13 protein-coding genes are annotated in these 10,934 nt (G+C 67.1%); all 13 read left to right on the forward strand.

The features are described 5' to 3' along the window. Positions 1–1,638 (forward strand): hypothetical protein (locus ACYVE7_RS19760; RefSeq protein ID WP_460366434.1); only part of this gene is annotated, 1,638 nt, incomplete at its 5' end. A gap of 527 nt (positions 1,639–2,165) precedes the next feature. Further along, on the forward strand, positions 2,166–2,540 hold the full coding sequence (rpsL, locus tag ACYVE7_RS19765; protein ID WP_344451848.1) for a 30S ribosomal protein S12: 375 nt from the start codon (positions 2,166–2,168) through the stop codon (positions 2,538–2,540). Continuing rightward, positions 2,540–3,010, forward strand: a complete 471-nt coding sequence (gene rpsG / locus ACYVE7_RS19770) for a 30S ribosomal protein S7 (protein ID WP_460366435.1) — start codon at positions 2,540–2,542, stop codon at positions 3,008–3,010. The genes rpsL and rpsG overlap by 1 nt, the downstream gene beginning before the upstream one ends. 36 nt (positions 3,011–3,046) lie before the next feature. Next, the gene (gene fusA, locus ACYVE7_RS19775) at positions 3,047–5,158 is read left to right on the forward strand and encodes an elongation factor G (RefSeq protein WP_460366436.1); all 2,112 of its coding nucleotides are present in this window, start codon (positions 3,047–3,049) and stop codon (positions 5,156–5,158) included. 129 nt (positions 5,159–5,287) lie between these two features. Further along, a complete protein-coding gene (gene tuf / locus ACYVE7_RS19780; RefSeq protein WP_460366437.1) occupies positions 5,288–6,481 on the forward strand; it encodes an elongation factor Tu in 1,194 nt (397 codons plus the stop codon). 317 nt (positions 6,482–6,798) lie between these two features. Beyond that, a complete protein-coding gene (gene rpsJ, locus ACYVE7_RS19785) occupies positions 6,799–7,107 on the forward strand; it encodes a 30S ribosomal protein S10 (RefSeq protein ID WP_012854632.1) in 309 nt (102 codons plus the stop codon). A gap of 8 nt (positions 7,108–7,115) precedes the next feature. Next, on the forward strand, positions 7,116–7,772 hold the full coding sequence (gene rplC / locus ACYVE7_RS19790; protein WP_460366438.1) for a 50S ribosomal protein L3: 657 nt from the start codon (positions 7,116–7,118) through the stop codon (positions 7,770–7,772). Next, positions 7,769–8,374, forward strand: a complete 606-nt coding sequence (gene rplD / locus ACYVE7_RS19795) for a 50S ribosomal protein L4 (protein WP_460366439.1) — start codon at positions 7,769–7,771, stop codon at positions 8,372–8,374. Before rplC ends, rplD begins: the two co-directional genes overlap by 4 nt. Beyond that, positions 8,371–8,670 (forward strand): 50S ribosomal protein L23, encoded by a 300-nt coding sequence (rplW, locus tag ACYVE7_RS19800; protein ID WP_460366440.1) that lies wholly within the window; start codon positions 8,371–8,373, stop codon positions 8,668–8,670. The genes rplD and rplW overlap by 4 nt, the downstream gene beginning before the upstream one ends. A gap of 24 nt (positions 8,671–8,694) precedes the next feature. After that, on the forward strand, positions 8,695–9,528 hold the full coding sequence (gene rplB / locus ACYVE7_RS19805; protein WP_460366441.1) for a 50S ribosomal protein L2: 834 nt from the start codon (positions 8,695–8,697) through the stop codon (positions 9,526–9,528). Positions 9,529–9,536: 8 nt separating this feature from the next. Beyond that, positions 9,537–9,818 carry a 30S ribosomal protein S19 gene (gene rpsS / locus ACYVE7_RS19810; RefSeq protein WP_460366442.1) on the forward strand — a complete coding sequence of 94 codons (282 nt, stop codon included), beginning with the start codon at positions 9,537–9,539 and terminating at the stop codon, positions 9,816–9,818. 26 nt (positions 9,819–9,844) lie between these two features. Continuing rightward, positions 9,845–10,216: a 50S ribosomal protein L22 gene (rplV, locus tag ACYVE7_RS19815; protein WP_460366443.1), complete on the forward strand. Its 372-nt coding sequence runs from the start codon at positions 9,845–9,847 to the stop codon at positions 10,214–10,216. After that, on the forward strand, positions 10,216–10,934 hold a 719-nt coding region (gene rpsC, locus ACYVE7_RS19820; protein WP_460366444.1), incomplete at its 3' end, for a 30S ribosomal protein S3. The genes rplV and rpsC, both read left to right, overlap by 1 nt.

Here is a 10,934-nt window from a genome sequence, read left to right on the forward strand (position 1 = left end):
CCCCCGGCGCAGCCCGCCCCCGGCCAGCCCGCCTATGGCCAGGAGGCCCCGGCCCAGCAGGGCTACGGGCAGTCTGCCCCCGGTCAGCCCGGCTTCGGGCAGGAGACGCCCGGTCAGCCCGGCTATGGCCAGGAGGCCCCGGCGCAGCCCGGCTACGGCCAGCCCGCGCCCGCCCAGCCCGCGTACGGCCAGGAGGGTTCCGGTCAGGCTGGTTATGGGCAGCCTGGGGTCGGGGAGGAGCAGCAGGGGGAGTGGAAGCCGGTGGACGGGCCTGGGTCCGCCTATGGGCAGGGGGAGGGGAGGTCGGCGTTCGCGCCGCCTGCGGAGGCTGCGCCTTCGTTCCCGCCGCCGCCCGGGTTCCCGGGAGCTCCTGAGCGCCAGGAGGACGAGGCGACCGCCGCGTTCCCGCCACCTCAGCCGTTCGCCCGGCCCGCGGAGCCGCAGCGGCAGCCCTGGGAGCAGGCCGCGCCGCCGGTGCCGCCCGCCCCCTCGGCGTTCCCCGAGCCGCAGCAGTCGTTCCCCGCGCCGCCGCCGTCGGAGGACCCGTGGGGCACCGCCCCGCACCCCCGGCCGACGTTCGGCGCGCCCCCCGAGACGGCCGTCATCCCCGGCCTCCAGCAGCCCCAGCAGCCCGAACCGGAGCAGCCGAAGGTCGAGGAGGCCAGGCCGACCGCGTTCATTCCGGTCGAACCCGACCTGTCGAACCGCACCATGCTGGACACCCCGCAGCCGCACGCGCCGCAGCGGCAGGCCCGGCCCCAGACCCCGTTCCCCGGCGACATCCCCCTGGTCACGAACAGACCGGCCGAGACCGTCCGCCAGGAATCGACCTGGCAGCAGGCCGAGGAGTCCACCCAGGCCCTCGACGCCGAAGCGGCCCGCCGCTCCGAGCAGCCCGCCCAGCCCCCGCTCGGCGGCGAGACACGCCTCGACTTCAACGCCTCCCAGTGGCAGCAGGCCCCCCAGGCCCCCTACGGCCAGCCCGACCAGCCAGCCCCGTACGGCCAGCAGCAGCCGCAGCCCTCGTTCGGCCAGCAGCAGCCCCCGTTCGGCCGGCCCGAGCAGGGCCAGGGCCCCCACGGCCAGTCAGGCCAGCCCCCGTTCGGCCAGCAGGAACAGCCCCAGCGCCCCTACGGCCAGCCGGAGCAAGGCCAGGACGCCTTCGGCCAGCCTGGTCAGGCCCAGAGCCCGTACGGCCAGCCCGAGCAAGGTCAGGATGCCTTCGGCCAGCCAGGCCGGGCCCAGAGCCCGTACGGCCAGGCCGAGCAGGGACAGGACGCCTTCGGTCAGCCGGGCCAGGCCCAGAGCCCGTACGGTCAGCCAGAGCAAGGTCGGGACGCCTTCGGCCAGCCGGGCCAAGGCCAGAGCCCGTATGGCCAGCCGGAACAAGGTCGGGATGCCTACGGCCAGCCTGAGCAAGGCCAGAACCCGTACGGGCAGCCTGAGCAGGGTCAGAATCCGTACGCGCAGCCCGGGCAGTACGTCCAGCCCCAGCAGGGGGAAGGGGGCGCTTACTCCCAGCCTCCGTCGACGGAGCTGGAGGAAGCCGCCAGTAACAAGATCTGGATCTGGCTCGGCCTGATCGCCTTCGTCGCCGTCGTGGTGATCGTGGTCGCGTTCTTCTGGTCGCCCCTGTAGGCGCGCAGAACGCAGTATCCAGCCCCAGACCGGTCCGAAAATGCCCGGTCTGGGGCTTTCTTTGCTCACCGGGAACATGAACGGGGCGTCCCGTCGTTGTAACCATCGAGTGTCCACCGGGAGTGCCGAAGGTTGCGCCGGACGCCCCCGAACGGGTAATGGGCTCATTCGCTTTGACCTCCGGTGCAGGGGTTAGGTACTCTCTCCTTTCGTGCCCGCCTTGGCGGGCTCGCCTGCGTGCGCGCAAAGCGGGGTCCGAAGATCCGGCGGCGCGGCGCAACTCGACTCCCCAGCTTGCAAGCCCCGGCAAGGGGCTGACGGAGTGCGGACGGTGCGACACGCCCGACCGCGGGGGTCGAGAGGAGCAGGAAACCTGCAGGTCAGAAGCTTGCGAAAGCCCATGACCAGGGTTATGCGCGGACGAGAAATTCCGGGTGTGACTCGCGCATATAAAACACAGCGCGGATCGTCCGCGCTGACCCGGGCGCAGAGCCCGGGCCCGGTACGACGAAGGAAGACGGAGAGCGGTGCCCACAATCCAGCAGCTGGTCCGAAAGGGCCGCCAGGACAAGGTGACCAAGACTAAGACGCCCGCGCTGAAGGGTTCCCCTCAGCGCCGTGGTGTCTGCACGCGTGTGTACACGACCACGCCGAAGAAGCCGAACTCGGCCCTGCGTAAGGTCGCGCGCGTCCGGCTCACCAGCGGCATCGAAGTCACCGCGTACATCCCCGGTGTCGGACACAACCTGCAGGAGCACTCCATCGTGCTCGTGCGTGGCGGTCGTGTGAAGGACCTGCCCGGTGTTCGCTACAAGATCATCCGCGGTTCGCTCGACACCCAGGGTGTCCGCAACCGCAAGCAGGCGCGCAGCCGCTACGGCGCGAAGAAGGAGAAGAGCTAATGCCGCGTAAGGGCCCTGCGGGCAAGCGCGTTCTCGTCGCTGACCCGGTTTACAACTCCCCGCTGGTCACCAGCCTGATCAACAAGATCCTGCTGGACGGCAAGCGCTCCATCGCCGAGCGCATCGTCTACAACGCGCTCGAGGGCTGCCGCGAGAAGACCGGCAACGACCCGGTCGTCACGCTGAAGCGCGCGCTCGACAACGTCAAGCCGACCATCGAGGTCAAGTCCCGCCGTGTCGGTGGCGCGACCTACCAGGTCCCGGTCGAGGTCCGCCCGGCCCGCAGCACCACCCTGGCGCTGCGCTGGCTGGTCACGTACTCCCGTGGACGTCGCGAGAAGACCATGACCGAGCGCCTGCAGAACGAGCTCCTGGACGCCAGCAATGGCCTGGGCGCCTCGGTCAAGAAGCGCGAGGACACCCACAAGATGGCCGAGTCCAACAAGGCCTTCGCCCACTACCGCTGGTAACAGCGGTATTTACGACGACGCAAGGACGCGAGCACAATGGCTGCTAAGACCGGTGTGGACCTGAACAAGGTCCGCAACATCGGGATCATGGCGCACATCGACGCTGGCAAGACCACGACGACCGAGCGCATCCTGTACTACACGGGCATGAGCTACAAGATCGGCGAGGTTCACGACGGCGCTGCGACCACCGACTGGATGGAGCAGGAGCAGGAGCGTGGCATCACGATCACGTCCGCTGCTGTGACCTGCAAGTGGTCCGTCGATGGCGTCGAGAACACCATCAACATCATCGACACGCCGGGTCACGTGGACTTCACCGTCGAGGTCGAGCGCTCGCTGCGCGTCCTCGACGGCGCGGTCGCCGTGTTCGACGGTGTCGCCGGCGTCGAGCCGCAGTCCGAGACCGTGTGGCGTCAGGCCGACCGTTACGGCGTGCCGCGGATCTGCTTCGTCAACAAGCTGGACCGCACCGGCGCCGAGTTCCACCGCTGCGTCGACATGATCGTGAACCGTCTCAACGCGGTTCCGCTCGTGATGCAGCTGCCGATCGGCGCCGAGGCGGACTTCAAGGGCGTCATCGACCTGGTCGGGATGAAGGCCCTCGTCTGGAACGCCGAGGCGAAGCTCGGTGAGATGTACGACACCGTCGACATCCCCGACACGCACGTCGAGGCTGCCGAGGAGTGGCGGGCGAAGCTCATCGAGACCCTCGCCGAGAACGACGACGAGATCATGGAGATCTACCTCGAGGGTGGCGAGCCCACCAACGAGCAGATCGTCCCGGCGATCCGTCGCGCGACTCTCGCCGCGAAGCTCACCCCGGTGTTCTGTGGCACCGCGTTCAAGAACAAGGGCGTTCAGCCCCTGCTCGACGCGATCGTTCGCTTCCTGCCGTCCCCGCTGGACGTCGACGCGATCGAGGGCCACAAGATGGGTGACGAGGAGACGGTCATCCTGCGCAAGCCGTCGGAGGACGAGCCGTTCTCCGGCCTCGCGTTCAAGATCATGTCCGACCCGCACCTGGGCAAGCTCACCTTCGTCCGCGTGTACTCCGGTGTGCTCGAGGCCGGCTCCTCCTACCTGAACACCGTTCGGGGACGCAAGGAGCGCATCGGCAAGATCTACCGGATGCACGCGAACAAGCGTGAGGAGATCGACCGCGTGGGCGCCGGCGACATCGTCGCCGTCATGGGTCTCAAGCAGACCACCACCGGCGAGACCCTCGCGGACGAGAAGAACCCGGTCGTTCTCGAGTCGATGAGCTTCCCAGCGCCGGTCATCAGCGTCGCGATCGAGCCGAAGACCAAGGCCGACCAGCAGAAGCTCGGTACCGCGATCCAGCGTCTGGCCGAGGAGGACCCGTCCTTCCAGGTCCGGACGGACGAGGAGACCGGTCAGACGATCATCTCGGGCATGGGCGAGCTCCACCTGGAGATCCTCGTCGACCGGATGAAGCGCGAGTTCAAGGTCGAGGCCAACGTCGGTCGCCCGCAGGTCGCCTACCGTGAGTCGATCACGAAGACGGTCGAGAAGGTCGAGTACACCCACAAGAAGCAGACGGGTGGCTCCGGCCAGTTCGGCCGCGTGATCATCACGCTGGCTCCGCTGGGCGGCGGCAGCGACGCCTACGAGTTCGAGAACAAGGTCTCCGGTGGCCGTATCCCCAGGGAGTACATCCCCTCGGTGGACGCCGGCTGCCAGGACGCCGCCGAGTTCGGTGTTCTCGCCGGGTACCCGATGGTCGGCGTGAAGGTGACGCTGCTCGACGGTGCCTACCACGAGGTGGACTCCTCGGAAATGGCGTTCAAGGTCGCCGGTTCGATGGCGTTCAAGGAAGCGGCCCGCCGGGCCGGTCCTGTGCTCCTCGAGCCGATGATGGCCGTGGACGTCACCACGCCTGAGGACAACATGGGCGACGTGATCGGCGACCTGAACTCGCGCCGTGGCCAGATTCAGGCCATGGACGAGTCGCATGGCGCGCGGATCGTCAAGGCGCTCGTGCCCCTCTCTGAGATGTTCGGCTACGTGGGGGACCTGCGCAGCAAGACCCAGGGCCGGGCTGTTTTCACCATGCAGTTCGATTCCTACGCCGAGGTTCCCTCGAACGTCGCGCAGGAGATCATCGCGAAGGCCAAGGGCGAGTAAAGCGGTTTAGGGAGGCGAAGCCTTCCTAGCTTTAACGTCCTGACGGGGGCGGATGCCATCCGCCCCTGTCCGGCCCGAGCGGCCACAAGCCAATACCGTACGTACGTCAGAATCACTTGAGGAGAACTCGTGGCTAAGGCCAAGTTCGAGCGGACCAAGCCGCACGTAAACATCGGCACCATCGGTCACATCGACCACGGTAAGACCACTCTTACCGCGGCGATCACCAAGGTCCTGCACGACGCCTACCCGACCCTGAACGCGGCTTCCGCGTTCGAGGACATCGACAAGGCGCCGGAGGAGCGCGAGCGCGGTATCACCATCTCGATCGCGCACGTCGAGTACCAGACCGAGTCGCGGCACTACGCGCACGTCGACTGCCCGGGTCACGCCGACTACATCAAGAACATGATCACCGGTGCCGCGCAGATGGACGGCGCGATCCTGGTCGTGGCCGCCACTGACGGCCCGATGCCGCAGACCAAGGAGCACGTGCTCCTGGCCCGCCAGGTCGGTGTTCCCTACATCGTCGTCGCGCTGAACAAGTGCGACATGGTGGACGACGAGGAGATCCTGGAGCTCGTCGAGCTCGAGGTCCGTGAGCTCCTGTCGGAGTACGAGTTCCCGGGCGACGACCTGCCGGTCGTGCGCGTGTCCGCGTACCAGGCGCTGCAGGGCGACGCCAAGTGGGCCGAGTCGATCCTCGAGCTGATGAAGGCCGTGGACGAGAACGTCCCGCAGCCCGAGCGTGACACCGACAAGCCGTTCCTGATGCCGATCGAGGACGTCTTCTCGATCACCGGCCGCGGCACCGTCGTGACCGGCCGCATCGAGCGTGGCGTGGTCAACGTCAACGAGGTCGTCGACATCATCGGCATCAAGGAGAAGGCCACCTCGACCACCGTCACCGGTGTCGAGATGTTCCGCAAGCTCCTCGACCAGGGCCAGGCGGGCGACAACGTCGGCCTCCTGCTCCGTGGCATCAAGCGCGAGGACGTCGAGCGCGGCCAGTGCATCATCAAGCCGGGCACCAACACCCCGCACACCGAGTTCGAGGCCGCGGTCTACATCCTTTCCAAGGATGAGGGTGGCCGCCACACCCCGTTCTTCAACAACTACCGCCCGCAGTTCTACTTCCGTACCACGGACGTGACCGGTGTCGTCAACCTCCCCGAGGGTGTCGAGATGGTCATGCCGGGCGACAACACCGACATGCGCGTTGAGCTGATCCAGCCCATCGCCATGGAAGAGGGCCTCAAGTTCGCCATCCGTGAGGGTGGCCGGACGGTCGGCGCGGGCCGCGTCGCCAAGATCCTCAAGTAGTACTTTGAGCCCCGGGAGGCTTCGGCTTCCCGGGGTTCGTGCTCCGGGCGTGTGAAAGTGCGCCTAGAGTAAGCAGTATCACCATGGCAACGACGGGGATGTGCCCCGGAATGACGGAAGGTGTCCCCGTCGTTGCATATCCTGGTTCCTGTTCACTGAACCGGAACACGCACCGGGGTCTGCGCATGTCCCTCCGCCAGGTTGGGACCAAGGCGACATGCCCCGGTTTGACACGTCAGCCCGCCTCTCGCGAGTCGGGAGGTTAATGCATGGGAGTCCACACTCCTGTGCTGAGCAGCAAAGGACACACGGGCGCTATGGCGGGACAGAAGATCCGCATTCGGCTGAAGGCATACGACCACGAGGTCATCGACTCTTCCGCAAAGAAGATCGTCGAGACCGTGACGCGGACGGGCGCCAAGGTCGCCGGCCCGGTGCCGCTGCCGACCGAGAAGAACGTGTACTGCGTCATCCGCTCGCCGCACAAGTACAAGGACAGCCGCGAGCACTTCGAGATGCGCACCCACAAGCGGCTGATCGACATCATCGACCCCACCCCGAAGACGGTTGACTCGCTCATGCGGCTCGACCTGCCCGCGGGTGTGGACATCGAGATCAAGCTCTAAGGATCTTAATGAGCATCAACAGGAAGGGCATCCTGGGCGAGAAGCTCGGCATGACCCAGGTCTACGACGCTGACGGCCGTATCGTGCCCGTCACCGTCGTTCTGGCTGGGCCCAATGTCGTGACCCAGGTTCGCTCCACCGAGAACGACGGCTACAACGCCGTGCAGCTCGGTTTCGGACAGATCGATCCCCGCAAGGTCAACAAGCCGGCGGCCGGCCACTTCGAGAAGGCCGGCGTCACGCCGCGCCGCTACCTCGTCGAGCTGCGCACCGACAACACCGGCGACTACGAGCTCGGCCAGGAGGTCCTCGCGACCACCTTCGAGCCGGGCGAGAAGGTCGACGCGACGGGCACCAGCAAGGGCAAGGGCTTCGCCGGTGTCATGAAGCGTCACGGCTTCGCCGGCCTGGGCGCCGGTCACGGCGTGCAGCGCAAGCACCGCTCGCCGGGCTCCATCGGCGGCTGCGCGACCCCTGGTCGCGTTTTCAAGGGTCTGCGCATGGCGGGCCGTATGGGCACCGTCCGCAAGACCGTTCAGAACCTCACGGTCCACGCCGTGGACGCCGAGAAGAACCTCATCCTGATCAAGGGTGCCGTTCCCGGCCCCAACGGCGGACTGGTTCTGATCCGCAACGCCGTGAAGAAGATGGAGGTCCAGGCATGAGCAAGGTCGACGTCACGCTCGCGCCCGAGATCTTCGAGTCGAAGATCAACGTTCCGCTGATCCACCAGGTCGTCTGGGCCCAGCTCGCCGCCGCGCGTCAGGGCACCCACAAGACCAAGACCCGCGGCGAAGTCCGCGGTGGTGGCAAGAAGCCGTACCGCCAGAAGGGCACCGGCCGCGCCCGTCAGGGTTCGACCCGCGCGCCGCAGTTCGCCGGCGGTGGCATCGTCCACGGCCCGCAGCCGCGCGACTACACCCAGAAGACGCCCAAGAAGATGAAGGCCGCCGCTCTGCGGTCCGCCCTCAGCGACAGGGCCCGCGCCGGCCAGGTCCACATCGTCAGCAGCCTGATCGAGGGCGAGACGCCCAAGACCAAGACCGCTGTCAACGCTCTGCGCCTGGTGACGACGGCCAAGCGCGTTCTCGTGGTGCTGAACCGCGAGGACGAGCTGACCTGGAAGTCCCTGCGCAACGAGCCGAGCGTGCACGTGATCGTCGCCGACCAGCTCAACACGTACGACGTGATGGTCAACGACGACATCGTGTTCACCGAGAAGGGGTACGAGGAGTTCCTCGCCCACGCCAAGGGGAGTGCGAAGTGAGCAAGGTCTACGACCCCCGGGACATCCTTCTCGCGCCGGTCGTCTCGGAGAAGTCCTACGGGCTGCTCGACGAGGGCAAGTACACGTTCCTCGTGGCCACCGACGCCAACAAGGTCCAGATCCGCCAGGCGGTCGAGGACGTGTTCGGCGTGAAGGTCACCGGCGTGAACACCATCAACCGGCAGGGTAAGCGCAAGCGCACCCGCTACGGCTACGGCAAGCGCAAGGACACCAAGCGCGCGATCGTGAGCCTGGCGGAGGGTGAGCGGATCGACATCTTCGGGCCCCAGGCCTGAAGCGGAATGGGATGAACGAATAAGATGGGCATCCGTAAGTACAAGCCGACGACTCCGGGTCGTCGTGGCTCCAGCGTGTCCGACTTCGTCGAGATCACGCGCTCCGAGCCGGAGAAGTCGCTGCTGCGACCGCTCCCCAAGAAGGGCGGCCGTAACAACAACGGCCGCATCACCACCCGTCACCACGGTGGTGGGCACAAGCGCGCCTACCGCGTGATCGACTTCCGTCGTCACGACAAGGACGGCATCCCGGCGAAGGTCGCTCACATCGAGTACGACCCGAACCGCACCGCCCGCATCGCGCTGCTGCACTACGCCGACGGCGAGAAGCGCTACATCCTCGCGCCGCAGGGCCTCAAGCAGGGCGACCCCGTGGAGAACGGTGCCGGCGCCGACATCAAGCCCGGCAACTGCCTCCCGCTGCGCAACATCCCGGCGGGTACGGTCGTGCACGCGATCGAGCTGAAGCCGGGTGGCGGCGCGAAGCTGGCCCGTTCCGCGGGTTCCGGCGCGCAGCTGCTCGCCAAGGAAGGCATCTACGCCACCCTGCGTATGCCGTCCGGCGAAATGCGCAAGGTGGACGTCCGCTGCCGCGCGACCGTTGGAGAGGTCGGCAACGCCGAGCAGTCCAACATCAACTGGGGTAAGGCCGGCCGTATGCGGTGGAAGGGCAAGCGCCCGACCGTCCGTGGTGTCGCCATGAACCCGATCGACCACCCGCACGGTGGTGGTGAGGGTAAGACCTCCGGTGGTCGCCACCCGGTCAGCCCGTGGGGCAAGCCCGAGGGCCGCACCCGTAAGCCCGGCAAGCCGAGCGACAAGCTGATCGTTCGTCGTCGCAGCAACAAGAAGCGGTAGGAGTCGTCATGCCACGTAGCCTTAAGAAGGGCCCCTTCGTGGACGACCACCTGATCAAGAAGGTGGACGCTCAGAACGAGAAGGGGACCGCAACCGTCATCAAGACGTGGTCGCGGCGCTCCATGATCGTCCCGGCGATGATCGGTCACACGATCGCCGTGCACGACGGCCGTAAGCACGTCCCGGTGTTCATCAGCGAGTCGATGGTCGGGCACAAGCTGGGCGAGTTCGCGCTCACCCGCACGTTCCGTAGCCACGTCAAGGAAGACCGCCGCAGCCGCCGAGGCTGACGCGCAGCAACCGAAGGGAATCAGTCATGGAAGCCAGGGCCCAGGCACGCTTCGTGCGTGTCACGCCCCGGAAGGCCCGCCGCGTGGTGGACCTCATCCGTGGCCTGCAGGCCGCGGAGGCTCAGGCTGTGCTGCGCTTCGCCCCTCAGGCAGCCAGCGAGCCGGTTGGCAAGGTGCTCAAGAGCGCCGTCGCCAACGCCACCCACAACTTCAACCTGGCCGAGGACACGCTGTTCGTGTCCAAGACCTGGGTTGACGAGGGTCCGACCCTGAAGCGGTTCCGGCCGCGAGCCCAGGGTCGCGCTTACCGGATCAACAAGCGCACCAGTCACATCACGGTCGTGGTGGAGTCTCTCGAAGACGGTGCTTCTATCAAGAAGACGAGGAGGGCCCGCTAGTGGGGCAGAAGATCAACCCGCATGGGTTCCGCCTCGGTATCACCACCGACTTCAAGAGCCGTTGGTACGCCGACAAGCTGTACAAGGAATACGTCAAGGAAGACGTCGCGATCCGTCGCATGCTCACCAAGGGCATGGACCGGGCCGGCATCTCCAAGGTCGAGATCGAGCGCACCCGTGACCGTGTCCGCGTGGACATCTACACGGCGCGTCCCGGCATCGTCATCGGCCGTCGCGGCGCCGAGGCCGACCGCATCCGCGGCGACCTCGAGAAGCTGACCGGCAAGCAGGTCCAGCTGAACATCCTCGAGGTCAAGAACCCCGAGATGGACGCCCAGCTCGTCGCCCAGGGCGTCGCGGAGCAGCTTTCGAGCCGCGTCGCGTTCCGCCGGGCGATGCGCAAGGCCATCCAGTCCACGATGAAGTCCGGCGCCAAGGGCATCAAGGTCCAGTGCTCCGGTCGTCTCGGCGGCGCTGAGATGTCCCGCTCGGAGTTCTACCGTGAGGGCCAGGTCCCGCTGCACACGCTGCGCGCCGACATCGACTACGGCTTCTACGAGGCCCGTACGACGTTCGGCCGGATCGGCGTGAAGGTCTGGATCTACAAGGGTGACGCCGCTCCGACCCGCGCCGAGCGTGAGCAGCGTGCCGCTGCCCAGCGCGCCGGCTCCGGTGCCGGCGGCGGCAACGACCGTCGTGGCGGCGACCGCCGTGGCGG

Source organism: Actinocorallia lasiicapitis, assembly GCF_054778695.1.

Coding starts and splice junctions, on each gene's coding strand:
- rplD (WP_460366439.1), top strand. CDS start 7,769: ATGAGCAAGGTCGACGTCACGCTCGCGCCCGAGATCTTCGAGTCGAAG.
- rpsJ (WP_012854632.1), top strand. CDS start 6,799: ATGGCGGGACAGAAGATCCGCATTCGGCTGAAGGCATACGACCACGAG.
- fusA (WP_460366436.1), top strand. CDS start 3,047: ATGGCTGCTAAGACCGGTGTGGACCTGAACAAGGTCCGCAACATCGGG.
- rplV (WP_460366443.1), top strand. CDS start 9,845: ATGGAAGCCAGGGCCCAGGCACGCTTCGTGCGTGTCACGCCCCGGAAG.
- rplB (WP_460366441.1), top strand. CDS start 8,695: ATGGGCATCCGTAAGTACAAGCCGACGACTCCGGGTCGTCGTGGCTCC.
- rplC (WP_460366438.1), top strand. CDS start 7,116: ATGAGCATCAACAGGAAGGGCATCCTGGGCGAGAAGCTCGGCATGACC.
- rpsS (WP_460366442.1), top strand. CDS start 9,537: ATGCCACGTAGCCTTAAGAAGGGCCCCTTCGTGGACGACCACCTGATC.
- rpsG (WP_460366435.1), top strand. CDS start 2,540: ATGCCGCGTAAGGGCCCTGCGGGCAAGCGCGTTCTCGTCGCTGACCCG.